Raw genomic sequence first — 23788 nt, 5'->3', positions numbered from 1 at the left:
ATGCCGGGTTTGGGTCATCGGCTGCTCTTGCTCGGCAGCCTTTCGATGGTGCCCTGGGCGTCGGTCCAGGCCGAACAAGCGGCGCCCAGCGCCCTCACGCTCGACGCCACCACCGTCACCGCTCGCCGCCGCGAGGAAGACCCGCAAGACGTGCCGATCCCGATCAACGTCCTCTACGGCGAGCAACTGGACGAGGCCGGCCTGCACTCTCTTCGAGACATTCAACAGCGCGTGCCCGGCCTGGTGGTCTCCGGCCACGACGCCCGTTACGCCGGCTTCGGCCTGCGCGGCTTCGGCGCGACCGCCTACAACGATGGCCTGGAAGGCAGCGTTGGCACCTACGTCGATGGCGTCTACCAGGCGCGCCAGGGCATGGCTTTCACCGAGTTGATGGACATCGAGCGCATCGAAGTGCTGCGCGGGCCGCAAGGCACCTTGTTCGGCAAGAACACCACCGCTGGCGCGCTGAACATCATCACCCGGCAACCGACCTTTGAGCCCGAAGCCAACCTCGAAACCAGCTATGGCGAGCGCGGCCTGCGGGAATATCGTGGGACGGTATCCGGGCCGTTGCAGGACGATGTGCTGGCTGGCCGACTCAATGTTTTCGACAGCGCCACCGATGGCGCCGTGGAAAACCTGCAAGACGGCGCCCGCCTCGGCGACGCCGACAGCCATGGCCTGCGTGGGCAATTGCTGTGGACGCCGACCCCGGACTTCAGCGCCCGCCTGATCGCCGACTATGCCGAGCAAAACGAAGCCGGCAACGTTCTGCTGGTCAATCACTACAGCCAACAGACCCGCAAACGCGCCCAGTTCCTCGGCTATCCATTGTCGGAGCCCGACCCTTACAAGCGTGAGGCACGCATCGACGCGCCGGGGCATCCGCAAACCCTGCAGAACGGTGTCTCACTGGAATTGAATTGGGACCTCGACGAGGCGATGCGCCTGACCAGCATCACCGCCTACCGCGACTGGGACTACCGCGCCACCCGCGACAGCGACAGCACCGCGCTGTCCGTGGCCGAGTCCGAAACCGAGCTGGGCCACCGGCAGTTCAGCCAGGAATGGCGCCTGTCCGGCACGGTCGGTTCGTCCGTCGACTATGTGGCCGGGCTGTATTACCTGCGCCAACAGCTCGACCGCGAGATCGACGCCGAATTTGGCCAGGACGCCGCGTCCTGGTTCGTCGGCGATCAGTTGGAAGCCTTGCGCAAGCTCTACGGCATCACCTTCACCGACCCGAAGCAGGTGCCGGCGATGCTGCTGGACGGCGCCCGGCAACGCTATGACGGCGAGCAAAAGGGCGACAGCCGAGCCATTTTCGGCCAGGTTTCCTGGCGCCCGATCGAACCACTGGAACTCACCGGCGGCCTGCGCTACAGCCAGGAGCGCAAGGACGGCTGGATCTCCCGCGACGTCAGCAACCTCGCCCCGCTGACGGGTTTGCCTGCGGTGTTCCAGGCCGGTGGACTGTTGCTGCGCGACATTGCCCTCGGTGGTGGTTATTACCGCGAGGATTCGATAAAGGAAAACAACGTCTCCAGCCTCCTCAGCGCCAGCTACCGCTTCAGCGATGGGGTGATGGGCTACGTCAGCTGGTCGCGGGGCTACAAGGCCGGCGGCATCAACTTCGACGTGGTCGGCCCGTTCACCGCGCCCACCTTCGAGCCGGAGCGCGCCACGTCCCTGGAATTGGGCATGAAGACGCGCTTCTGGGACGAGCGCGCATTGCTCGACCTCGCCGTCTACCAGACCGACGTCGACAACTACCAGGCGCTTACCTACAGCCCGCCGACGACCATGTTCGCGCCACCGCTGCGGGACAATCTGATCAATGTCGGCAAGGTTCGCCTGCGCGGCATCGAGCTGGACTCCGCCTGGCAACTCACCCCCCGGCTCACCGGGCGCCTGGGCCTGGCCTGGAGCGATGCGCGCTACCGCAGCTTCCCCAACGCACCGTGCCCACCGGCCTCGGGCCAATGGACCTGCGACCTCAGCGGCGACCGGCTCTACAACGCGCCGGAATGGAACCTCAGCAGCGGCCTCGACCACACCCATCCGCTGCCCTACGGGCTGGAAGCCTTCAGCGGCATCGACTACAGCTTCCGCACCGGCTACTCCGGCACCCTCGAAGGCGGCGAAGGCAGCTATCAACCCAGCTACGGCCTCACCAACCTGCGTCTGGGCCTGCGCAGCCAGGACCGCGCCTGGGAAGTGGAGGGCTGGGTGCGCAACGTCTTCGACCGCAACTACATCACCGCCGTCTATTCACTGCTCGGCGCCGGTGACTATGGCGTCATGACCGGCAGCGAAAGAACCCTCGGCACCACCGTCAGGCTCCGCTATTGAGCGAAATAAACCGCGTCGGACAAAACGCCAGACGATTGCCGCCGGCCTTTTTCGACAGGTACATCGCCTGGTCCGCCTTGCTGATCAGCCCATCGACTTCCAGCCCATGCTCAGGAAAAAACGCCACGCCGATACTGGCGGCAATCTCCACCGTTTGCGCGCCAATCAGGATCGGCGCATTGGCCGCCGCCAGCATCCGCTTGAGCAACGGCTCGCTGTCCTCCACCGCCTGCAAACCCACCAGCCCCGCCACGAATTCATCGCCACCGAGGCGCGCCAACGTATCGCCTTCACGCAACGTCGCATTGATCCGTGTCGCGACAATCTGCAACACCCGATCCCCCCAGTCATGCCCGTAACTGTCGTTAAGCGCCTTGAACCCGTCCAGATCAATGAACGCAATGGCCACCTTGTGCTGGTGAATCCGCGCCTTGCCCAGCGCCTGGCGCATCCGCTCGGCCAACAGCAATCGATTGGGCAGTTGCGTGAGGGCGTCATAACGGGCATCGCGCTCCAGTAACTGAAGGCGTTGCTTCACCTGCGTCATGTCGCTGAGCAGCGCCACATAGTGCTGCACATTACCGTGACGGTCATGCACGGCACTGATGCTGATGCGCGACGTCATCTCCCGACCATCCTTGTGATGGCTCTGAACTTCACCGGACCAATGCCCGTGGAAATCCAGCGCATTCTTCATCGGCGCATAAAACGCCGCGAGCCGACGCACCATGCGATGGGAGTTCAACTCCCGGCCCTTCACTTCCTCTTGCCCGTAACCGGTGAGGCGGGTGAAGGCTTCGTTGACGCTGATGACCCGACCGTACGGATCGACGAGGATGATGCCTTCGCGGGCGTGGCTGAACACGGTGGCGGCCAGCTCTGGGCACAGGGTGTGGAGGCGACGGTCCAGGGCACCTTCGTCGCGAGTGGCCGGCCAGGACTTGTCGTCGAAGCCTTGTTGCGCCAGGTAGCGCACCAGGGAGGAAAGCGCCCGGTGCAGGTGGGTCAGGGCATTCGTGGCGAGCCTGGAATCCAGGCAGTAGCGACGGATGAAGGTGCGTAGGTTCATGGGGGCACACGGTGCTCGGTTGTAGCGCTAGGGGGGTGGAAAGAAGGCATTATCGGGGTAGGGATTTGTGAGGGGCTTTGCTGGAGCGGATGGGGGCTTTGCGGAAGGGGATGGAGTGGAAAGATTTTTTGCGTGGGCTGTAGGAATGTCAGTCGCGGCTGTCAGCCATTGGGCAGCCGCAACTCGCCAGGCCACAGCGCCTTGCGCCTTTGCCTACAACTACGCCAGAATCCGCCGGCTTGTGCGCCTTGGGTGGCGTCGGTAGTTTGGGACCTGTCACTGCACATCAGTGATCGGGTTTAGTCGCCCGTCGTTGCTAAGTCGCTCAAGCGTTCATCAGTCAGGTATCCCCATCCCTGCACTCGATGGTGGCTGTGCGCAGGGCGCCCTCGGGCGCGCCGATTTCTTAGCTCGTCGGTCGACTAACCTGCGTACAGCTACCTCCCAATCGTTTAGTCGCGAGCGGGACGTAGCCCAACCCAAAGAGAGCTAAGGCTATGGTCAAAATTACACCGAATCCTCCAGTTACAGATACAGATGAACCCACATCACGTGCCCAATCGGCTCGCAACAAAAAGCTCGACGAAGCGGCCACTCGTGCCCTGGATTACTACCTGAAGCCCAAGCCTAAGGGCGAAACGTCTGATAAGTCGGACTCCATTTTACGGATCGACCCTGGGGCTGATTCTGAATGTTTGCTTGCGAACCTCAGTGAGAACCTGGCGTCGGCGAATGCCATGATCAACGATTTGGCGTTTGATCTGGACGGGGCTCGGCGGCATGTGGCGTTGGGGATTTTGCAGGTGATCGAGGTGAGTGAGCTGTTGGCGAATCGGGCGTTGGATATTGTTGAGGTGAGGTAGCGACTCAGCTACGGCGGTATAAGAATAAGGTCTTGTCTAACAAGACCTTATTCAAAAAATGACCGCATTCGTCATTCAAGGCAGACGATTTGAACGATGCGGTTATCACCATGAATGGTTGTGTGAGTCCACTCTTCTATGGTCGTTATCTGCTGTGGTGACAGGTCGTAGACAAAGCAAAAATCTTCAGGCTTTGTCCAGCCCATAAGTGCGGCCAACGGGTCCATGTATACGCTTGGGACTTCCACGGTCTGTATTAGCTCTTCGGTAGTCTGGTCAAAAATTTCAACGACGGGCTTCATTTTTCTACTTTCCTTGTCGGATCGGCGGGTTTGGTTTGTTCGCCAGTTATCGGATCGAACTCGCCAAGGTGTTGACCCTGTTTTGTGTACAGCTCTACGGCGCCGCGCTGTGAGTCCCATTCATAAATTTTGCCTTTACGATCCTTCCATCTTCGACGTTTAACGCCACCACCACGTACAAAGGTTTTGGAAGGAGCAATCGTAGCGTCTGGAAACGCTGGAAGCAGCGAGGGGGGCTTGTAGTACTTATGATCCCCCGGAACACTCAAAACCACATAAACCGGCCGAACCCCCGAATCCGCCGGAAACACCAGAATGAAATCCTTGTACTCCGGCGGATAGATCGGATCGACGATAATGCTGTCGGCTACTGGCGTCGGCGGATAGATCCAGATATGAGGCGCCTGTGGCGCCGCTTCCAGGGCGGGGATGCCGAGGACGTCGGACGGGTCGGTGGCCGGGGTCCAGATCAGTTCGATGCCATCACCCAGGTCGGCGATGAATTGATCGGCGCGAGGGGTGAACTGGACGACGTCGACCATTTCCCAGTCGCGGTTCTGGCCGGTGTAGAAGCCGTAGCCCTTGAGGCTGCCATCGGCCTGCTGCTCGATGCTCAGGCGCATGCGGCTGCGGGCCTGCTTGAGGTGACGTAGCTGGTCTTCGCTGTAAAGCGCGCTGTCGCCGAGGCTGGACGGCCAGAGCAAGGCGACGATGCCTGTCAGCAGGGCCGCGCCAACGGTGCCGCCGGCAGCGGCTGCCGTAGAAGTTGCCGACCCGCCCAGCGCGAGCCTGCCCAGAGTAACGGGTACCGTGCCAGCGCCGATCTGCTTGAGGGGGATCGTGCCGGATGGGTCGGCGCTCCTGCCGCCGAGCCACATGAGATCGCCGTACTGCTTGACCAGATCGGCAGGGACGTAGCCGTTGGGGTTGCTGTAATCGATGATGCCGTCGGGGAGCTTGCAGCTCTTGGCAAACACGCTTCCGGTTACGGTGGGTAGCGGCTTGTTAGCCGCCGTGGCCCAGCGCTCTCGTTCATAGGCTGCCTGCCGGGCAAGCATGGCTTCGTAAGCCAACTGCCGGGCTTCGCGCTCGGCCAGTTCGCTGGCGGTCATGTCCCGATAGGTGACGTAATGCCCATCACCACCGGGCGGGTTTCGGACCTGGGGGATGTCTTTTTTGCGTGTCGCCACGTAGTGAGTCTCGTCCAGTGAGTGCGGGACAGACGCTAACGCGGGAAGAGAGGGGCGCGATGTAGGCGGTTTCTTGAAGTGGTTGTTCCGGTTTCCTCAATATAGGTAGGGCTGGCTGTTGAGGAGCGGAATAAGCTGAAGCGTCAGCGGGGGATGTCAGTCATTGGGCGGCAATCAGACTGCGGAACGGCGGCGTGTATGGAATTAACAGAATCGGAGGAGCTGACCCATGATCAGCAAAGCCAGAATAAGCAGCGTGAAGCCTGTCGCCGGCAAACATGCCTTGCAGGTGGAGTTTTCCAACGGTAAGCGCTACGACGTTGACCTGCGGGAACACATCCGACAATTCCCGGTGCTCAAGCCCCTGGAGGACCTGTCGTTGTTCGGCACCGCCCAAGTGGGCGAATGGGGTTTCGATGTGAGCTGGGGGAATGGCTTGGAACTGGCGGCTGTCACCTTGTATCGCTTGGCGTTGGAGCAAGCGGGTGAAGTAGTGCCAACCTAGACACTCTCGGTTGGATATTATGAACCCGTGCCGTCATGGAACACCCCCCCGCGCCAGACAGCTAAACTCTCTACTTATCTTTGACCAGATAGGGTTTAGGAGACGCTGATGCTGATTCGGCGTTACCAGCCAAGCACGCGCGGAGCAGCGACCATGGATTACGACGACACTTTGATAGAAGAAGCTGTGCTTGCCTTGTTGGCAGCTTTCAGCTCCGACGATGGCAACGCTTGGAAAGGTTTCGACTTCGAAGTCATGAACCGATTGCATGAACAAGGCCTCATCAGCAATCCGGTAAACAGGAACAAATCGATCTGGTTGACGGCTGAAGGGCTGGAGCGAGGTCGGCAGCTTGCCGACAAGTTGTTTGGGACAGAGCGTTGAGGGGCGCGTCTGAACGGTTTACCCACTCGCCAGCACAACCCGACCAAACCTGGCGCTGTCATCCCGCGGCGTAATCGCCAACAACTGATCAAGACGAATCTCTCGGCGCCCGTCCGCAGTTTCCACATCGAGAAACTCCTCCCGCGTAGGGGCGGTCCGCGTGGTGATCGCGCGGGCTGTCAGGCGTTGGCCATTGGTCAATTCGATGTCCAGCGTGTAGCCGTACAGGCAGGCAATCTCCAGGTAATCATGCAGGTCGCAGTTCAACGGTTGATAGGTCTTCATCTCAAGTGACCCCCAATGGCGCGACCGGACAGGTTGGGACGCCACCTGTCCGTCGCAAGATTAGAACTCAGCGCCCTTCGCGAATCAGAGCAGTTGCTTCAACATCGTCTGCAGTTGCTGGTTACGCGCCTCATCCAATGGGAAAACCGGCAGACGCGGATCGCCAACCTCCAGGCCAAGCGTACGCAAACCAGCCTTGATGGTGGCGGGCAGACCGCCCTTGAGGATGAAATCCAGCAGCGGTAATTGACGATAGAACAACGCCCGGGCCTGGCTCAGGTCGTTCGCCAAGACGGCGGCGTACAGATCGAGGTTGAGCTGCGGGATCAGGTTCGGCGCGGCGGTGCACCAGCCCTTGGCGCCGGCGGCGAAGGCTTCCAGCGCCAGGGGGTTGCAACCGTTGTAGAACGGCACCTGGCCCTCGCCCAGCAATTGCAGCTTGTGCATGCGCTGAATGTCGCCGGTGCTTTCCTTGACCATGGTGACGTTATCCACCGTGTTGAAAATCCGCAGGATCAGCTCCACCGACATGTCGATGCCACTGGTGGCGGGGTTGTTGTAGAGCATGATGGGCAGGTCGATGCTGGCGCCGATGGCCTGGTAGTGCGCGAGGATTTCCGCCTCGCTCAGTTTCCAATAAGAGGCCGGCAACACCATCACCACATCGGCGCCCTTCGCCTGGGCAAAACGCGCGCGGTGCACCGCCTTGGCGGTGGTCAGGTCAGACACGCTGACCACGGTTGGCACTCGGCCGGCAACGCGGGCGATGCTGAACTCGCTGACCTGGTCCCACTCGGCGTCGCTCAGGTAGGCGCCCTCGCCGGTGCTGCCCAGGGGCGCGATGGCATGCACGCCGCTGTCGATCAGACGGTCGATGGATCGGCCCAGTGCGTCCAGGTCCAAGCCCTGGCCGTCGGTGGAGAAGGGCGTGATGGTGTAGCCGATGATGCCGTGGATGTTGGGGGTAGACATGGCTTCGCTCCTGATGGGTTCAGTTCAAGCAATCGGCGTGTTGGCGCAGACTCTGCCGGACGTAGTAGTTGAAGGCGGCCGCGTGGCGCTTGGGCCGGGCGATCCAGTCATGGGCTTCGCGGCCCAGGTGAGGCAGGATCGGTTTCACCTCGCCGGCGGCCATGGCCAGCAATTGCAGCTTCGCGGCGCGTTCGATCAGTTGGGCGATGTTGCAGGCTTCTTCCACGGTGGCACCGGTGGATAACTGGCCGTGGTGGGAAAGCAGAATGGCGCGCTTGTCACCCAAGGCACCGGCGATCAACTCGCCTTCCTCGTTGCCCACGGGCACCCCCGGCCAGCCCTCCAGGAAGGCACAGTCTTCGTACAGCGGGCAGAGGTCCATGTGGGAAATCTGCAGCGGTACTTCCAGCATCGACAGCGCGGCAATGTGGGTCGGGTGGGTGTGGATGATGCAATTCACATCCGGCCGGGCGCGGTAGACCCAAGTGTGAAAGCGATTGGCCGGATTGGGCATGCCATGGCCCTCCAGCACTTCGAGGTCTTCATTGACCAGCAACAGGTTGCCAGCGGTGATTTCATCGAAGCCCAGGCCCAATTGCTGGGTGTAATAGGTGCCCGGTTGCGGCCCGCGCGCGGTAATCTGCCCCGCCAGCCCTGAGTCGTGGCCGTTCTCGAACAGGATGCGGCAGGTCAGGGCCAGCTTTTGTCGTACAGTCCACGTATTATCCGGCAGTGTTTTCTGCATCTGATTAACAGCATGCTGGACCAACTGGTCCTTGGGCGTCGCCAGTGTCTTGCTCATATCCGTTCTCCTGATTCGTTCTTTGACCGTTCTTGATCCGCGTCATGGAAGCTGTGAAAGGAAGGTGTTAATGACACTAAATAGACTATATGACACAAAGTGTCATTTGCAATCGCAGATTGTCCGTTTCTCTGGAAATGTTGGTTACCTATGTCCATTCGCTTGAAATTGCTCAGGAAAAAACTCGGCATGACACTGGACGTCCTGGCCGAAAAAACCGGGATGACCAAGAGCTACCTGTCCAAGGTGGAGCGGGGCTTGAGCACGCCCTCCATCGCCACGGCACTCAAGCTCGCCAAGGCCCTGAGCGTCAAAGTCGAAGAGCTGTTCTCCGAAGAAAACGTCTCCCTCGACAGCTACAGCCTGGTGCGCAGCGAAGACCGCCAATCCCTCGCGGCGAGCAGCGGCAGCTCCGAATACGCGGTATTGGCCCATCAAGTGTCCGAACGCAGCCTGCTGCCCTTCATCCTCTATCCGGCGGCCGAATTCACCGCGCATCACGCGTTCAAGGAACACACCGGAGAGGAGTTCCTGTTCGTTCACGAGGGCCAGGTGGAAGTGGACTTCATGAACGAGCGCGTGTTGCTGAACCGCGGGGATGCCTTGCATTTCAATGCGCAGAAACCCCATCGCCTGCGTTCGGTGGGGGATGTTCAGGCGCAGTTGCTGGTGGTGGTGCATAGCGATGAGTCGTCGGAAAAGGGCGAGGGCGCCTAGTGGCTCCACTCACAACGCAATTCAGGAAGCAAACCACCGTGGCGAGGGAGCTTGCTCCCGCTGGACTGCGCAGCAGTCCCCTCCAATGACCGCCCCGCCACAAATCTTCCGACAGCCTCAACTGAACTGTATCGGGGCATCTGCTCGGCCCAGTCGAATGGCATCTGTCAGTAAAGACCGACAGACCCCAGCAACGAAGCCCGCCAAGCCACAGCGCCTTGCGCCTTTGCCTACAACTACGCCAGAATCCGCCGGCTTGTGCGCCTGGGGTTGCGTCGGTAGTTTTGGACCTGTCACTGATGGTCAGTGATCGGGTTTAGCAGCTCGTGGTGAAACAGGTTGTGCAAGGCGTCATCCAGTCAGGATTCCTCATCCTGCACTTGATGGTGGCTGTGCGCAGGGCGTCCCCGGACGCGCCGGTTTCTTGTTTCCCCGGTCTGCTAACCTGCGTACAGCTGCCTCCCATCGTTTAGCAGCGAGCGGGTGATGGCTCCTACTACAGGAAGCAAGACGATGGCAAAAGATACTCCGAACCCTCCCGATGCGAACGAACACGTCTCCCGTGCTCAGTCTGCCCGCAACAAGAAAATCGACGACGCTGCCACGCGAGCGTTGGATTTTTATCTGAAACCCAAGCCTAAGAGCGAAACGTCTGACAAGACCGACTCCATTTTACGGATTGATCCGAGTGTAGATTCTGAGTGTTTGCTTGCGAATCTGAGTGAGAATCTGGCTTCGGCGAATGCCATGATCAGTGATTTGGCGTTTGATTTGGATGGTTCGCGACGGCGGGTTGCGTTGGGGATTTTGCAGGTGATTGAGGTGAGTGAGCTGTTGGCGAATCGGGCGTTGGATATTGTTGAAACGCGGTAATTCAGCGAAGCAAGGGTTCTTTCCACTGCGGTCGTCGCAGTGGAAAGTGAAGCATGTTAAAAAATAACTGCGATTTTTCAGGTGTTAGATCAGCGGTCTGAGCTAGGTTGGCATGGGTTGGATGTTAGATAACTTTGTATAGCTGGGGGGAGGTTGTGATGTGGCTTTTTAAAGAGAAGGGACGGGCGGCTTATCTTGAGTTTCTAAGAAACTTAACGCCGCAAATTTTACTATCTGCCTTTGTGATCATGATTGGTGTCAGGATGGATAAGATTCCGCCAGAGTCTACTTTCAGCTTTTTTTGTTTAGTTCTGGCGTTTATCTGCTTTGGCGCAATGTGGATTCTTTCTTTTGCGGCCAATAACACTTTGCTGTATGAGAAAGCTTTGGCTAGCCGTCCTGACGTACAGGAGCATAAAGATTTGTTAAAAGCGCAAGGTGTCAAGGGATATCAGCTGGCAAAAGAGTCGTTTCTATTTACTTGCAGAAAACATCCAGGTCTTGTTATGGAGGTTTTTGTTATTATTTTTGTGATTTATGCTGGTACTCTCCTTGGGATGATGTCTGGTGTACTTACCGCGTTGGGTTTTTTAAAGAATATTAACTAGGCGATATGTGAATTAGTATAAAGGGATGCGCACGAACTCACTCGGCGCGAGCCCTCTGCTCATCTCGATATTTAATGTCACTGTCACGGAAGTACGCGTGCTTTTATTAGCTACTCGTTCCGTGACTGCCAACTGCCTCGATAGTCAGAAAGCAATCTGATAGTCGTAGATGCTAAAATCAATTGAATGTTGAAAGTGGGGTTCGAGGATTTTTACCCATTCTTCGAGAGCATCAAACCCTCCATTAATTATTTAAGTTTTTTAGTCAAAAGGGGACAGATTTATTTATGTGGCGAAAATAAATCTGTCTCGTTTCTGTTTTCTCTTCTTTAAGGCGCAAGTTTCGGCCTCTAATGCATATAGAGGCGGTTAAGTTGTAGCGCTAGCTAAACATGCTAGTCAGTTTTCGGCTTTCATGCATGAATATATTAAATCCATATTTCGAATGTGCGCCAGGTACAAGGTGAAGCAGTTCCGATCCGGCAGTATGAGCCATCTGCCTTGAGGATTTTTTTCCTTTGCGGCGGCTATTATTTTTTCGATACTCCTCTGCAAGCTTAGAGAAGAAGATCATATCAATGGCACTCCCGTCGATCCAGTCTACTTCCTCCTTGTAGCCAGCAACCCAATCTAAATTAGTGCCAGCATCTTCAAGAAGGAATTTTGCTAAAGACTGATTTCCCATCAGGCATGTTCCTAGATAAAGTCCCTTTACTTGTTTTGTATTGTTGTGAGTTGTGAGCATATTTCTCAGTTCAGTACGCGTGATCATGTGACCGCTTGCTCCGCCAATAGAACTGTCGCTTCCATGAGTGGCGAGATATACCACTTGGGTTTGACTATCTCGGCAGCGCATTTTTAGACCTGATGATAAAGATTGCTTTTCACTGAACATATCATAATAGAAGGCTGATGGATTGTCGTAATGTATACCAGCTAGAGCTTCGAATAATGGCCTGACACTGTGATTGCCATCGCTCCACCACCTTGATTCTATAACCGAAAATATACACTTTGCCATAACTGCTCCTTAGTAGAACTTTTAACAGTCTGATGTTGTTTTAGGTAGTTGAAAATCTGATAACGAAAAATTATGGTCGCCGGTGGTGTCCAGCCTGTTACTGTCAAGCTACTACCTTGCCACTATCTACGTCTATAGGAAAATCAACGCCCCAGCGTGGATTGGGGGGGCTGTGATTTACCTCATCGTATCTCCACTTTATGACCATTGCCATTTTTCGGTGGAGACGAGCCTGCGTTGAGGGGCACTCTGTTAAGGATGGACATCGTCCAAGCTTGCTGACGGATCCTCTGACATAACGCTAGAAGGGCCATTGCGTAGAAAAAATAGAAAAAGGAGAGATATATTTCCTTTAGCTGTCTTATCTCGCCATCGCTGCGCTCCAGTGTTAGCCGAGTACCTCGTTTGGCGTGAGAAACGGATGCTCGAGCTTCAAGCCTTATAGCTAACTTTGCATGAGCCCACCATATTTTGGCGAGCGCTTGGAATAAGCATGCCCACTGAGGAAAGGCGGAAAAAAGGAATAATTTACTTCTTTGACTAAAAATAAATCTGTCCCTTTTTAACTGGGATTAATTGATGATATACACTTTTCGGGGAGGTTATTTAGATGGAGGTTTAGATACATCTAACACAAATACGTCAATTAGCCCCCTGTAATTGCGGGGGGGAGCGTGGCTTCGATACTTTTTTTAAGATCTTGGGCGGTTTTTATACTATGCCTCTTGCGTCCTGATACTTTTTCATGTTTGCCAAACCAAATTACAATGAAAATGCCCTGCTGCTCTGCGTCTGGATGGATAGAGTAGCGTTCATGGAGTTGAGCAGAGGCAGCGGTGTATAGATCTTTATGCCACTGCCCTTTCACCTCGGTGACCAGAAGTTTTCTCCTGCCGCTAATAAATTTACTTGCTGTGAAATCACTTCGATTTGCATCTTTCAGTTGGTGTTCAGGTGTAACTGAGATGGCTTGTGGTTCGAGTCTAAGGCTAAGACGCTCAGCTATAATTAGAGTGGACGTAATCTCGTCAACTCGTTCGGATTTTTCATAAAATCGATCTGCGGAATTGAACTCGCCCCCATCGATGGCCTTTTGAAAAAAATGTAGTTCTTGAATTAATAGTTCGCGTAGACCTTCAACTGTTACCACTGTGTCATGGTCTAAGCGAGCTACAATTTCCAATGGCGTAGGAGGTTCGAAATCTCTAAGGGCTAACTTTCTGACTTGATTGGAGTATATGCTTTGCAAGTCGTTATGTATTTCCGTGAAGCGAGGGCTAGCTATAAGTCGATCGAGAACTGGGATTGCATCATTGGCGGCGTCTGAGTTGATTAACCAAATTATTTCGGTTAAAAAACGGTACGCGTTCTCTCCCTTGGGGCTGCCAGTGCCCCAATGATTGGGTAGATTTACCTTGGGCCATTCGTCGATAAAGGCTTCTAGAATGGCTTCCACTTTTTTTGGAGTGAGTCTAGGCCAGTAAGAATGAGCACCATGGCTGATTCGCCCGCTCCGTTCATAAAACAGGAAAACAGTTTCTCGATCTTTTTTGAGGAAGTCCCAGCATTCTTCAGGTGGGTCACTTAAAAAATACCAAGCGCGAAAGAACCAAAATTGACGCCGTTGTTCGATGTGTTTGTTTTCATCTGGAGTCGGTCCGCCGTATCTGGAGTTGGCGCATTGCTTTAGGATAACTCGTCGCAAATTTTCATGAGTACTGTGCTGAGCTGCAATTTCAAAAAGTGTATCTAGTGTTCCTAGCTCTAGCCTGTTGTACTTCTCCAGCCATTCGATAGAAAGCTTGGCGCGTAAATGACTAAAGGCTTCATCTCGACGTAATAACCATACTTCGGTGCTGTCGCAGTTGGGGTGGGCCAGTTGTGGCTCGAGATATTCTCGTAAGAAAATCTCAGCGCTCTTGATGTTAGAGAAAGTTAAACGATCAACTTCAGTTTTTAGCGTGTCTCGATCTTCCTTAGATATCGCATTGTATGCCACGTAAATGTTCGTTCTCAGTGCTTTCAGAAGTCGTATGTCAACGCTTTCTAAATTGCCTTTTTCACGAAGGATTTCTATGCAGGCCGCATAAAGCACTCTCTCCGATTGTTGATGCTGAGAAGAGCATTGCAGTTCAGCAAGTTTGGGTAAGTCGGGGACGTAACAATTTATAAAGTCGAGACAGTTTCTGAGTGCATTTCGAACAAGCGTGTCGTCACCGATCTCACAAGGAATTTTTTCTGGATCTATAAGCATTAGTTCGGCGAAACGGACGAGTGAACCCCAATGACGGCCACTTTCTACGAGCTCTCGGTTGTTCTTGAAATAGTCAAAATTTTTCACCCGAACATCTTCTTGGTACTGACGAAGACGCCTCATACGGCGGGTCCGCCTAAATTTTGGTATTCGATGTTCGCGCTCTGATTGCTCTATGGCTCTGTTGAGCTTGACCCACTCTCGCAGGAATGGGGGCTTCTTCGAAGCTTGCAGGCGCATATGCCGACGAAAGTCGTCGGGGCCTCGCTCCTCTTCCTTTCTATAAAGTTGATGTCTGGCAATGAAACACGCCCACAAATCTGGATTGTCGTTTTCAAATGCTAAATCAACTATAAATTTATAATCGGCTGTATGAAAAGCAAGGCCGGAGTGAGAGTGCCAATCAAATTTATGAATTTTCGTGTTACATATTTGATCTCGGTCGGTTAGATTTTTAAATACATACGAAATGATACCTTGGCGTAACTGGCTATTTTCTTGAAGGATTTGAACGGCCTTGCTTTGGCTTGAAACTTCCTGTTCGTGAAAATTTAAATTTTCGACCCATCGCCAAATATTTTCTGAATCAAAAGGAGGAGTGGCTAGCTCAAAGTAGCGATCCAGCATCAAGCCTATGATTTTGCTGATGCCGTTTCGACAGTCACATTCGTAAGGTTCCTTGTGGCATTTACAGCTTAGTCCTTGGCTCAGGTTGTCTAATAGCCATTTTGTGAGCCGTAGATTTAGTCGCTCGACTAGGTGTTTTATAAAATAGCGCGCACCTATCACTCGTTCATGGTGCTTTTGATGATCTGGGTAAAGTGTCGCACAGGTTCGTAGAAAGTTAGACAGGTAATAGGGGTCGATTCTTTCCGGATCAATGCTTTCTATAATTTTGGCTGCAACATTTAGTGAGGTGTGATTTGCCTGGCGGATTAGAATATCCAAGTCGTTTCGATGTTCATATCCCCTTGTATCTAGCAAGCATCTACTCGCCAGTAAGCGTGTGGCTTCACTTTCGTTCGGTGCTAAGGTGAGTTGACGTAGTTCACCTATTAAATATTCATTGGCTGGTGATCCTGATAACAGTTCTAGTAACAAGTTTCGTAGATGCCCATCACTACTGGTAGTGAGAAGAGGCTTTATTTCGTCTAGAACTTCTTGAGTAAAGAAACCCGCCACACTGAATCGGCGCCAAAAATCTCCCTTTCTAAAATAGGGGTCTTTGGATTCAATTTCTTTTAACTTCCTCACCAGCAGGCGCTTTGAGGATCGTTCAAGCAGAGAAGGGTCGCCGTTCGCAAGCACGGCATAAGCGTCAAGTTCGATCGCGGACTCTTCTATGGATTTGTTACCAAGCGATGCCATCCAGCCTAACAGTCCTCGCAGTTCATCCCTTACTGTAGAGTTCGGAGCGATAACAGCTAAACATTTGGGAAGTGTTATAGGGTCGGTTGGGTCTACTATTCGTTTGACAAGATAATCTGCCGCACAGTACTCAGCAACAATTTTGTGGACTGGGCGGTGCTGATCCGCACGGTCACCAGGTTTAAATAGACGAGTAGCTAAGATGCCATCTGCCGCAGTATTAATCGTAAATAGTGATGCAAGCAAAGGATACATCCGATCTTCTGTAGCTTCGCTGGTACTGATACCCTCCGCGCCTGACAATAAGAGTTTGGCGAAAACTTCCGATGATAGATTGATTTTTTGTGGTGTCGAGAGTGTTGGGTTAGTCCTTGCTATATTGGAGTTTGCTTCCTTTGCTAGGTGTTCGACAGCTTGAGAGAATATGGACTTTTTATCGGTAAAACACCTTCCGCTCTCGATATATGCATTGGCGAATAGTTTTAGAAATTGAGGGTTTGGGAGTAGCGCTTCTAGATCGAATCGAGAAACTTCAGCTTGGAAAATCGAAAAATTTTCGTTTGTTACATGATGGTCAAAGATTGTACGCTGTTCCGTCTCATCAAATTCACATAGCCTTACTACTAGAGGAGGGCGACCGAGGAATTCTTTGAATACATTTGTCGTAGATGTATCCCACTCGCTGGACCGACTTGAAAGAATGACGCGGGTTGGGGTTGCCTTTTTGACGTCGGCAAGAAGTCCGTAGATGCCTGTCCTATCAACCTTAGCCAACTCATCGAATGCGTCGATTACAAGGGGGCAATTTACAGCATCGAATCCGACGTGTTTGAATACGTTTGCGGTTATAGCAGAGGTGCCTAGATAGCGGGCCAAGCTATTCAGAAGCTCAGTTTTGCCGCCACCCGGTTCGGCTAATACGACAACGAAATTTGAAGCGATTAGCAACTCTTCTTCAGTGAAGATCTTGTCGCCACTCGTAAGTCTGCGGGGCAGGTAATAAGAAGAGATCATAGGGCAGATATTGTGTATTGAACTACACCAGATTTTCCGGCGGCCTTTTTGAGCCTGCGAGCTTCCATAGACTCTTCCGGCGATGGTACGCCATTACTCGCTTATCCGGGGAGCATTTCAGGCAGTTTTAGCGGTTGCGATGGTTGGAAAGATTGCGCCATCTGCCGATCATTGGATCGCTTTCAGATAGTCCCTCAGTGCTATTAGCGGGGGTTGAAGCTCCTCCATTGTCCGCGTAACACTGAAATCTACTGTCAAGCCAGTTAGCTCTCGCCCCAAAACCGTGTTTCCACCCCCAACTGCTTCCAGCGTCAGTGTCAGGCACCGCTCAATCTTAGTCTGAATCCCAGCCACATCCCCCCGCCGCACCAACAACCCAAACACCTCCCGATCACACCCGCCCATCAACGGATCATCCCGCAAAATCGGACTATGCCCCTCCGTCTCATAAGCCAGCTTCAGCGAGTAAAGAGCGACCGTTTCCAGCAGCAATTCCATGAGGTGAAGTCCTTTGTCAGCGGGTGAGGAGGGGCGGTGGGTCAACTGGGTGTCGCAAGGCGGAGCATCGGTGGGGGCTGTGACGTTTTTGTGAGCGCTTTGCGCTCAAGCGGGAGCAAGTTCCCTCGCCACGGGTTCCTACTAGCCACAGATTCTTCCTTGCCACAGGTTTGGTGGTTGGGGCCGCTTCGCGACCCAGCGGGGATAAATCCCCTCGCCACAAATGGATCGGGTGACTTTTCTGCAGACGAAAAAAAAGACCTTGAATTTCAAGGTCTTTCTTTAAGATGGTGCCCCGAGGGAGACTCGAACTCCCACTCCTTTCGAAAACGGATTTTGAATCCGCCGCGTCTACCAATTCCGCCATCAGGGCTCAATGGCGGCGAAGTATAGAGAGGTGCCTACCGTTGGTCAATCACGTTTCATGGTGAATTTTTGATATTTCCGCTAGACTTTCCGGCCCTGCTAGACGAACCCCATCATGCGTGTTGCTGACTTTACCTTCGAACTCCCGGATTCGCTGATCGCTCGCCACCCTCTGGCCGAGCGTCGCGCCAGTCGACTGTTGACCCTGGATGGGGTCAGCGGTGCCATGGCTCACCGTCAATTCACTGATTTGCTCGAGCATTTGCGCCCGGGCGACTTGATGGTGTTCAACAATACCCGGGTGATTCCGGCGCGGTTGTTTGGCCAGAAGGCCTCCGGCGGCAAGCTGGAGATTCTGGTGGAGCGGGTGCTGGACAGTCATCGTGTGCTGGCCCATGTGCGCTCCAGCAAGTCGCCCAAGCCGGGTTCGTCGATTCTCATCGACGGCGGTGGCGAGGCGGTGATGGTGGCGCGGCATGATGCGTTGTTCGAGCTGGAGTTTGCCGAAGAGGTGTTGCCGCTGCTCGACCGTGTCGGGCACATGCCGTTGCCTCCTTATATAGACCGCCCGGACGAAGGTTCGGACCGCGAGCGTTATCAGACCGTGTACGCCGAGCGCCTGGGGGCGGTGGCGGCACCGACGGCGGGGCTGCATTTCGATCAGCCGTTGCTGGAGGCGATTGCCGCCAAGGGCGTGGAGACCGCATTCGTGACGCTGCACGTTGGCGCTGGCACGTTCCAGCCGGTGCGAGTCGAGCGTATCGAAGACCACCACATGCACAACGAATGGCTCGAAGTGAGCCAGGAAGTGGTCGATGCCGTGGCGGCCTGTCGCGCTCGCGGTGGGCGGGTGGTGGCGGTGGGGACCACCAGTGTGCGGTCCCTGGAAAGCGCCGCCCGCGATGGCGTGCTCAAGCCGTTCAGTGGCGACACCGACATCTTTATCTACCCGGGCCGGCCGTTTCATGTGGTCGATGCCCTGGTCACCAACTTTCATTTGCCCGAATCCACGCTGTTGATGCTGGTTTCGGCGTTCGCCGGTTATCCCGAAGCCATGGCCGCCTACAAGGCCGCCGTCGAGCATGGATACCGCTTTTTCAGCTACGGTGATGCGATGTTCATCACCCGTAACCCCGCGCCACGCGGACCCGAGGAAACAGTATGAGTCGCACCTGTCGCATGTCCTTCGAGTTGCTCGCCACCGATGGCAAGGCTCGTCGCGGTCGTCTGACCTTCCCCCGCGGTACCGTGGAAACCCCGGCGTTCATGCCGGTGGGCACCTATGGCACGGTCAAGGGCATGTTGCCGCGTGACATCGAGGCGATTGGCGCGGAGATCATCCTCGGTAATACCTTCCACCTGTGGCTGCGCCCGGGCATGGAAGTGATCAAGGCCCACGGCGACCTGCACGATTTCATGCAGTGGAAAGGCCCGATCCTGACCGATTCCGGTGGTTTCCAGGTGTTTAGCCTGGGCGCGATGCGCAAGATCAAGGAGGAGGGCGTGACCTTCGCTTCTCCGGTGGACGGTTCCAAGGTGTTCATGGGCCCGGAAGAGTCGATGCAGGTGCAGCGCGACCTGGGCTCGGACATCGTGATGATCTTCGACGAATGCACCCCGTACCCGGCCGATGAAGACGTGGCGCGGGTGTCCATGGAGCTGTCGTTGCGCTGGGCCCAGCGTTCGAAGAATGCCCATGGCGAAAACACCGCAGCGTTGTTCGGCATCGTCCAGGGCGGCATGCACCGCGACCTGCGCATGCGTTCCCTCGAAGGCCTGGACAAGATCGGCTTCGACGGCCTGGCTATCGGCGGTTTGTCGGTGGGCGAACCGAAGCACGAGATGATCAAGGTGCTCGATTACCTGCCAGGCGAAATGCCCGCTGACAAACCTCGTTACCTTATGGGCGTTGGCAAACCGGAAGATCTGGTTGAGGGTGTGCGCCGCGGGGTGGACATGTTCGATTGCGTGATGCCAACCCGTAATGCCCGCAATGGGCATCTGTTCATCGACACGGGCGTGCTGAAGATCCGTAACGCGTTCCATCGCCATGATGATTCGCCGCTGGATCCGACGTGCGATTGCTACACCTGCCAGAACTTCTCCCGCGCTTATCTGCATCATTTGGACAAGTGCGGCGAAATGCTCGGCAGTATGCTCAATACCATCCACAATTTGCGCCATTATCAGGTGCTTATGGCTGGTTTGCGCGAGGCTATCCAACAGGGTACATTGGCCGCCTTTGTCGAGGCCTTCTATGCCAAGCGCGGGTTGCCTGTTCCGCCTTTGGACTGAGTTTTCCGATCCCTAGATTCAATACTTGCAACTGGAGTGCTAAATGAGCTTTTTTATCTCTAACGCCATGGCTGATGCCGCTGCACCTGCTGCTGCCGGCCCTATGGGTGGCGGTTTCGAGTGGATTTTTCTGGTCGGCTTCCTGGTCATCTTCTACCTGATGATCTGGCGTCCACAGGCCAAGCGCGCCAAAGAGCAGAAGAACCTGCTCAGCAGCCTGCAGAAGGGCGATGAAGTGGTCACCACCGGCGGCATCGCGGGCAAGATCACCAAAGTGGCTGATGACTTCGTGGTACTGGAAGTGTCCGACACTGTTGAAATGAAGTTCCAGAAGGGCGCCATCGCGGCCACGCTGCCAAAAGGCACGCTGAAAGCGATCTAAGTAACAACTTCTATTCAATCGACGGGGCGCGCAAGGCGCCCCGCGTCATAAGCGGGCGGCGTGATGCTGAACAAATACCCTCTGTGGAAATATGTACTGATCCTGGCGGTGCTGGCGGTCGGTCTGATTTATTCCGCTCCCAATCTATACCCGGATGACCCGGCCATTCAGGTCAGTGGCGCAAGCACTGCGCTGCAGGTCACCCAGGCCGATCTGGACCGTGCGAGCGCTGCGCTCAAGGCGTCCGATATCGAGGTCAAGGCTGCGTCCATCGCCGAAAACGGCAAGGGCGGCCTGCTGCGCCTGGTCAAGTCGGAAGACCAGTTGCCAGCCAAGGACGTGGTGCGCAAGGCGTTGGGCGACGATTATGTTGTAGCCTTGAACCTGGCCCAGACCACCCCGCAATGGCTGCGCAAGCTTGGCGCGCATCCGATGAAGCTGGGTCTGGACTTGTCCGGTGGTGTGCACTTCCTGCTGGAAGTGGACATGGAAAAAGCCCTCGACGCGCGGATGAAAGTCTACGAAGGCGACGTCAAGAGCTTGCTGCGTAAAGAGCGCGTGCGTTATCGCAGCCTGCCGCAACTCGACGGTGCCATTCAGCTGGGCTTCAGCGATGAAGATACCCGCGAGCAGGCCCGTGCGCTGATCCGCAAGAACTTCAACGATTTCGACATTGTGCCGGCCGACCTCAATGGTCAGGCGGTGCTGCGTCTGGCGATGACCCCGGCCAAGCTGGCGGAAATCCGCGAATACTCCATCAAGCAGAACTTGACCACGGTGCGTAACCGCGTCAACGAGCTGGGTGTGGCCGAGCCGATCGTGCAGCGCCAGGGCGCCAACCGCATCGTGGTTGAGCTGCCGGGCGTGCAGGACACCGCCGAAGCCAAGCGTATCCTCGGCAAGACCGCCAACCTGGAATTCCGCCTGGCCGCTGAGCCGGGTGCTTCCAAGGCCACTTCCGAGAGTTTCGAGTTCCGTGAGGGCGGTCGTCCGGCGGCGCAGATCGAGCGTGGCCTGATCATCACCGGTGACCAGGTGACCGACGCCCAGGCGGGTTTCGACGAGCAGGGTCGTCCGCAGGTGAACATTCGCCTCGACGGCCACGGCGGCGAACTGATGAGCCGCGCCACGCGCAGCAACGTCGGTCGCAGCATGGCGGTGATCTTCATCGAGCAGAAACCGACCACCACGTACACCAAGCAAGTGGTCAATGGCGTCGAGAAAGACGTACCGGTCCAGACCTTCAAGGAAGAGAAAAAGATCATCAGCCTGGCGACCATCCAGTCGCCACTGGGCAGCCAGTTCCGCATCACCGGTCTCAACGGCCAGGGTGAATCCTCGGAACTGGCCCTGCTGCTGCGTGCCGGTGGCCTGGCCGCGCCGATGTACTTCGCTGAAGAACGCACCATCGGCCCGAGCCTGGGTGCCGACAACATCACCAAGGGTATCGATGCATCGCTGTGGGGCATGCTGTTCGTGTCGCTGTTCATCATCGCCATCTACCGCTTCTTCGGCATCATCGCCACCGTCGCGCTGGCGGTGAACATGGTGATGCTGCTGGCCCTGATGTCGCTGCTGGGGGCTACGCTGACCCTGCCGGGTATCGCCGGTATCGTCTTGACCATGGGTATGGCGGTGGACGCCAACGTGCTGATCTTCTCGCGGATACGTGAAGAGATCGCCGCGGGCATGACGATTCAGCGGGCAATCAACGAAGGCTTCGGCCGGGCATTCACCGCGATCCTCGACGCCAACCTGACCACGTTGCTGGTGGGCGGGATTCTCTTCGCCATGGGCACCGGCCCGGTCAAGGGCTTCGCAGTGACCATGTCCCTCGGGATCTTTACCTCGATGTTCACAGCCATCATGGTGACCCGTGCAATGGTCAACCTGATCTTTGGCGGTCGTGACTTCAAGAAGTTGTGGATTTAAGGGGCTGCCATGTTACGTACAATCAACTTCATGGGCGTTCGCAACGTTGCGTTCGGCGTCACATTGTTCCTTACCGTACTGGCGTTGTTCAGTTGGGCCACCAAGGGTCTGAACTACGGCCTGGACTTCACCGGCGGTACGCTCATCGAGCTGACCTACGAGCGTCCGGCCGATGTCACCAAGGTGCGTGAGCAACTGGCGACGTCGGGCTATAGCGATGCCATCGTGCAGAGCTTCGGTGCGACGACGGACCTGTTGGTGCGCATGCCGGGTGAAGACCCGCAGCTGGGCCACCAGGTGGCCGAGGCCTTGCAGAAGGCCGGTGGCGATAACCCGGCCCAGGTCAAGCGCGTCGAGTTCGTCGGCCCGCAGGTGGGTGAAGAACTGCGCGACCAGGGCGGCCTCGGCATGCTGATGGCGCTGGGCGGCATCCTGATCTACCTGGCCTTCCGCTTTCAGTGGAAGTTTGCGGTGGGCGCCATTGTCTCGCTGATCCACGACGTGATCGTGACCGTGGGCATCCTGTCGTTCTTCCAGATCACCTTCGACCTGACGGTGCTGGCGGCGGTACTGGCGATCATCGGTTACTCCCTCAACGACACCATCGTGGTGTTCGACCGGGTGCGTGAGAACTTCCGTGTGCTGCGCAAGGCCTCGTTGATCGAGAACATCAACATCTCGACCACCCAGACGCTGCTGCGGACCATGGCGACGTCGATCTCCACCTTGCTGGCGATTGCGGCGCTGCTGATCTTTGGTGGCGACAACCTGTTCGGTTTCTCCATCGCGCTGTTTGTCGGTGTATTGGCGGGTACCTACTCGTCGATCTACATCGCCAACGTGGTGCTGATCTGGCTGAACCTGAGCACCGAGGACCTGATTCCTCCAGCGGCCACCGAAACGGAAGTGGACGACCGCCCGTAAGGCTCCGGTTTCCACCCGTCACGGCTGAAAAGGCGCGAGTTGAACTCGCGCCTTTTTTTGTGCTCCAAGGCTGGGAGAAGCGCGGATTAATCCGCTTGTGATGGTCAGGAGGTTCAAGTGAACAAATCGATGCTGGTTGGTGCGGTATTGGGTGCTGTCGGTGTAACAGCCGGTGGTGCGGTCGCCACCTACAGCTTGGTAAAAAGTGGCCCTGAGTATGCGCAAGTATTGGCCGTGGAGCCGGTCAAGACCCAAATCAAGACCCCGCGTGAAGTGTGCAAGGACGTCACCGTGACTCGGCAGAAGCCAGTCCAGGACCAGCACCAGATCGCCGGCACCGTGTTGGGCGCCGTAGCCGGTGGCTTGCTGGGTAACCAGATCGGCGGCGGCACCGGCAAGAAAATCGCCACCGTGGCGGGTGCGGCCGGTGGTGGTTATGCCGGTAACAAGATTCAGGAAGGCATGCAGGAACGCGACACCTACACCACCACCCAGACGCGCTGCAACACGGTCAATGACATCAGCGACAAGGTTGTAGGCTACGACGTTCGCTACATGCTCGACGGCAAAGAAGGCAAAGTCCGCATGGACCGCGACCCGGGCAACCAGATCCCGGTGAACAAAGAAGGCCAACTGATCCTGGGGCAGAACGAACCCGCCCAGTGATCCAGTCGCTATGAAAAAGCACCCTTCGGGGTGCTTTTTTTTCGCCCGCATTTTAAGCCCCACCCCAAATCCCCTGTGGGAGATTGCTCGCGATAGCGGTGGGTCAGCTTCCATCAATGTTCAGGGTGTCATCCATTGTGGCGAGG

General features: G+C 55.9%; 23 protein-coding genes and 1 tRNA gene. 13 read left to right on the top strand and 11 right to left on the bottom strand.

The genetic code is table 11. The features are described 5' to 3' along the window. Positions 1-2352 (top strand): TonB-dependent receptor, encoded by a 2352-nt coding sequence (locus tag TK06_RS16075; protein ID WP_063322873.1) that lies wholly within the window; start codon positions 1-3, stop codon positions 2350-2352. Here TK06_RS16075 and TK06_RS16070 read toward each other — a convergent pair. After that, a complete protein-coding gene (locus tag TK06_RS16070; protein ID WP_063322872.1) occupies positions 2336-3421 on the bottom strand; it encodes a sensor domain-containing diguanylate cyclase in 1086 nt (361 codons plus the stop codon). The two genes, TK06_RS16075 and TK06_RS16070, sit on opposite strands and share 17 nt — an antisense overlap. 497 nt (positions 3422-3918) lie before the next feature. Here TK06_RS16070 and TK06_RS16065 point away from each other — a divergent pair, with 497 nt between their 5' ends. Then, positions 3919-4284 carry a DUF6124 family protein gene (locus TK06_RS16065; RefSeq protein ID WP_063322871.1) on the top strand — a complete coding sequence of 122 codons (366 nt, stop codon included), beginning with the start codon at positions 3919-3921 and terminating at the stop codon, positions 4282-4284. A 71-nt stretch (positions 4285-4355) separates the two neighbouring features. Here the strand turns inward: TK06_RS16065 and TK06_RS16060 are convergent, their stop codons facing one another. Then, positions 4356-4586 (bottom strand): DUF7683 domain-containing protein, encoded by a 231-nt coding sequence (locus TK06_RS16060; RefSeq protein ID WP_063322870.1) that lies wholly within the window; start codon positions 4584-4586, stop codon positions 4356-4358. Next, complete coding sequence (locus TK06_RS16055) at positions 4583-5776, bottom strand: colicin E3/pyocin S6 family cytotoxin (RefSeq protein WP_063322869.1); 1194 nt, start codon at positions 5774-5776, stop codon at positions 4583-4585. Before TK06_RS16055 ends, TK06_RS16060 begins: the two co-directional genes overlap by 4 nt. Positions 5777-6005: 229 nt before the next feature. On the opposite strand from TK06_RS16055, the gene TK06_RS16050 reads away from it, so the two are divergent. Beyond that, positions 6006-6281: a DUF2442 domain-containing protein gene (locus tag TK06_RS16050; RefSeq protein ID WP_063322868.1), complete on the top strand. Its 276-nt coding sequence runs from the start codon at positions 6006-6008 to the stop codon at positions 6279-6281. A 153-nt stretch (positions 6282-6434) separates the two neighbouring features. Then, entirely contained in the window at positions 6435-6665 is a 231-nt protein-coding gene (locus TK06_RS16045) for a DUF6429 family protein (protein WP_063325162.1), read from the top strand. Positions 6666-6683: 18 nt separating this feature from the next. Here the strand turns inward: TK06_RS16045 and TK06_RS16040 are convergent, their stop codons facing one another. From TK06_RS16040 to TK06_RS16030, 3 genes are all read right to left on the bottom strand, one after another. Further along, positions 6684-6950, bottom strand: a complete 267-nt coding sequence (locus TK06_RS16040; RefSeq protein ID WP_063322867.1) for a Rho-binding antiterminator — start codon at positions 6948-6950, stop codon at positions 6684-6686. 84 nt (positions 6951-7034) lie between these two features. Continuing rightward, a complete protein-coding gene (locus tag TK06_RS16035) occupies positions 7035-7922 on the bottom strand; it encodes a dihydrodipicolinate synthase family protein (protein ID WP_063322866.1) in 888 nt (295 codons plus the stop codon). A 19-nt stretch (positions 7923-7941) separates the two neighbouring features. Continuing rightward, positions 7942-8724 carry an aldolase gene (locus tag TK06_RS16030; RefSeq protein ID WP_063322865.1) on the bottom strand — a complete coding sequence of 261 codons (783 nt, stop codon included), beginning with the start codon at positions 8722-8724 and terminating at the stop codon, positions 7942-7944. A 150-nt stretch (positions 8725-8874) separates the two neighbouring features. Here TK06_RS16030 and TK06_RS16025 point away from each other — a divergent pair, with 150 nt between their 5' ends. From TK06_RS16025 to TK06_RS16015, 3 genes are all read left to right on the top strand, one after another. Beyond that, positions 8875-9441 (top strand): helix-turn-helix domain-containing protein, encoded by a 567-nt coding sequence (locus TK06_RS16025; protein ID WP_063322864.1) that lies wholly within the window; start codon positions 8875-8877, stop codon positions 9439-9441. Positions 9442-9954: 513 nt separating this feature from the next. Then, positions 9955-10314, top strand: a complete 360-nt coding sequence (locus tag TK06_RS16020) for a DUF6124 family protein (protein ID WP_063322863.1) — start codon at positions 9955-9957, stop codon at positions 10312-10314. 158 nt (positions 10315-10472) lie between these two features. After that, entirely contained in the window at positions 10473-10922 is a 450-nt protein-coding gene (locus tag TK06_RS16015; protein WP_063322862.1) for a hypothetical protein, read from the top strand. Positions 10923-11066: 144 nt separating this feature from the next. Here the strand turns inward: TK06_RS16015 and TK06_RS33220 are convergent, their stop codons facing one another. The 5 genes from TK06_RS33220 to TK06_RS15995 all read right to left on the bottom strand — a co-directional run bounded on the left by TK06_RS33220 (position 11067) and on the right by TK06_RS15995 (position 17450). Continuing rightward, positions 11067-11171 (bottom strand): colicin E3-like toxin immunity protein, encoded by a 105-nt coding sequence (locus tag TK06_RS33220; protein ID WP_275261145.1) that lies wholly within the window; start codon positions 11169-11171, stop codon positions 11067-11069. A 133-nt stretch (positions 11172-11304) separates the two neighbouring features. After that, a complete protein-coding gene (locus TK06_RS32455) occupies positions 11305-11943 on the bottom strand; it encodes a hypothetical protein (RefSeq protein WP_139199605.1) in 639 nt (212 codons plus the stop codon). A gap of 646 nt (positions 11944-12589) precedes the next feature. Beyond that, positions 12590-16579, bottom strand: a complete 3990-nt coding sequence (locus tag TK06_RS16005) for an NACHT domain-containing protein (protein ID WP_238992547.1) — start codon at positions 16577-16579, stop codon at positions 12590-12592. A gap of 168 nt (positions 16580-16747) precedes the next feature. After that, the gene (locus TK06_RS16000; RefSeq protein WP_063322860.1) at positions 16748-17077 is read right to left on the bottom strand and encodes a hypothetical protein; all 330 of its coding nucleotides are present in this window, start codon (positions 17075-17077) and stop codon (positions 16748-16750) included. A gap of 288 nt (positions 17078-17365) precedes the next feature. Next, positions 17366-17450: transfer RNA gene (locus tag TK06_RS15995), tRNA-Leu, on the bottom strand. Between the two features lie 108 nt (positions 17451-17558). On the opposite strand from TK06_RS15995, the gene queA reads away from it, so the two are divergent. From queA to TK06_RS15965, 6 genes are all read left to right on the top strand, one after another. Then, a complete protein-coding gene (gene queA, locus TK06_RS15990) occupies positions 17559-18608 on the top strand; it encodes a tRNA preQ1(34) S-adenosylmethionine ribosyltransferase-isomerase QueA (RefSeq protein ID WP_025211994.1) in 1050 nt (349 codons plus the stop codon). Between the two features lie 14 nt (positions 18609-18622). Beyond that, positions 18623-19738: a tRNA guanosine(34) transglycosylase Tgt gene (tgt, locus tag TK06_RS15985; protein WP_161951757.1), complete on the top strand. Its 1116-nt coding sequence runs from the start codon at positions 18623-18625 to the stop codon at positions 19736-19738. Between the two features lie 43 nt (positions 19739-19781). Continuing rightward, positions 19782-20120 (top strand): preprotein translocase subunit YajC, encoded by a 339-nt coding sequence (gene yajC, locus TK06_RS15980; RefSeq protein ID WP_007916913.1) that lies wholly within the window; start codon positions 19782-19784, stop codon positions 20118-20120. A gap of 63 nt (positions 20121-20183) precedes the next feature. Further along, positions 20184-22052, top strand: coding sequence for a protein translocase subunit SecD (secD, locus tag TK06_RS15975; RefSeq protein WP_063322859.1), 1869 nt, complete (start codon positions 20184-20186; stop codon positions 22050-22052). A 9-nt stretch (positions 22053-22061) separates the two neighbouring features. Further along, entirely contained in the window at positions 22062-22976 is a 915-nt protein-coding gene (secF, locus tag TK06_RS15970; RefSeq protein ID WP_063322858.1) for a protein translocase subunit SecF, read from the top strand. A 117-nt stretch (positions 22977-23093) separates the two neighbouring features. Continuing rightward, complete coding sequence (locus TK06_RS15965) at positions 23094-23642, top strand: glycine zipper 2TM domain-containing protein (protein WP_003197986.1); 549 nt, start codon at positions 23094-23096, stop codon at positions 23640-23642. The last annotated feature ends 146 nt before the right edge of the window (positions 23643-23788 follow it).

This window comes from Pseudomonas fluorescens (genome assembly GCF_001623525.1).
GTDB lineage: Bacteria > Pseudomonadota > Gammaproteobacteria > Pseudomonadales > Pseudomonadaceae > Aquipseudomonas > Aquipseudomonas fluorescens_Q.
This window is presented reverse-complemented; position numbering and strand designations above follow the sequence as displayed.

What these genes read in the sequence shown, in the direction of transcription:
- TK06_RS16070 (WP_063322872.1), bottom strand. Translation starts at nt 3,421, where the DNA reads ATGAACCTACGCACCTTCATCCGTCGCTACTGCCTGGATTCCAGGCTC.
- TK06_RS16000 (WP_063322860.1), bottom strand. Translation starts at nt 17,077, where the DNA reads ATGGAATTGCTGCTGGAAACGGTCGCTCTTTACTCGCTGAAGCTGGCT.
- TK06_RS16065 (WP_063322871.1), top strand. Translation starts at nt 3,919, where the DNA reads ATGGTCAAAATTACACCGAATCCTCCAGTTACAGATACAGATGAACCC.
- TK06_RS16060 (WP_063322870.1), bottom strand. Translation starts at nt 4,586, where the DNA reads ATGAAGCCCGTCGTTGAAATTTTTGACCAGACTACCGAAGAGCTAATA.
- TK06_RS16025 (WP_063322864.1), top strand. Translation starts at nt 8,875, where the DNA reads ATGTCCATTCGCTTGAAATTGCTCAGGAAAAAACTCGGCATGACACTG.
- TK06_RS16035 (WP_063322866.1), bottom strand. Translation starts at nt 7,922, where the DNA reads ATGTCTACCCCCAACATCCACGGCATCATCGGCTACACCATCACGCCC.
- TK06_RS32455 (WP_139199605.1), bottom strand. Translation starts at nt 11,943, where the DNA reads ATGGCAAAGTGTATATTTTCGGTTATAGAATCAAGGTGGTGGAGCGAT.
- queA (WP_025211994.1), top strand. Translation starts at nt 17,559, where the DNA reads ATGCGTGTTGCTGACTTTACCTTCGAACTCCCGGATTCGCTGATCGCT.
- TK06_RS16020 (WP_063322863.1), top strand. Translation starts at nt 9,955, where the DNA reads ATGGCAAAAGATACTCCGAACCCTCCCGATGCGAACGAACACGTCTCC.
- TK06_RS16040 (WP_063322867.1), bottom strand. Translation starts at nt 6,950, where the DNA reads ATGAAGACCTATCAACCGTTGAACTGCGACCTGCATGATTACCTGGAG.
- TK06_RS16045 (WP_063325162.1), top strand. Translation starts at nt 6,435, where the DNA reads ATGGATTACGACGACACTTTGATAGAAGAAGCTGTGCTTGCCTTGTTG.
- TK06_RS16015 (WP_063322862.1), top strand. Translation starts at nt 10,473, where the DNA reads ATGTGGCTTTTTAAAGAGAAGGGACGGGCGGCTTATCTTGAGTTTCTA.
- TK06_RS16030 (WP_063322865.1), bottom strand. Translation starts at nt 8,724, where the DNA reads ATGAGCAAGACACTGGCGACGCCCAAGGACCAGTTGGTCCAGCATGCT.
- TK06_RS16005 (WP_238992547.1), bottom strand. Translation starts at nt 16,579, where the DNA reads ATGATCTCTTCTTATTACCTGCCCCGCAGACTTACGAGTGGCGACAAG.
- yajC (WP_007916913.1), top strand. Translation starts at nt 19,782, where the DNA reads ATGAGCTTTTTTATCTCTAACGCCATGGCTGATGCCGCTGCACCTGCT.
- TK06_RS16075 (WP_063322873.1), top strand. Translation starts at nt 1, where the DNA reads ATGCCGGGTTTGGGTCATCGGCTGCTCTTGCTCGGCAGCCTTTCGATG.
- TK06_RS16050 (WP_063322868.1), top strand. Translation starts at nt 6,006, where the DNA reads ATGATCAGCAAAGCCAGAATAAGCAGCGTGAAGCCTGTCGCCGGCAAA.
- secF (WP_063322858.1), top strand. Translation starts at nt 22,062, where the DNA reads ATGTTACGTACAATCAACTTCATGGGCGTTCGCAACGTTGCGTTCGGC.
- tgt (WP_161951757.1), top strand. Translation starts at nt 18,623, where the DNA reads ATGTCCTTCGAGTTGCTCGCCACCGATGGCAAGGCTCGTCGCGGTCGT.
- secD (WP_063322859.1), top strand. Translation starts at nt 20,184, where the DNA reads ATGCTGAACAAATACCCTCTGTGGAAATATGTACTGATCCTGGCGGTG.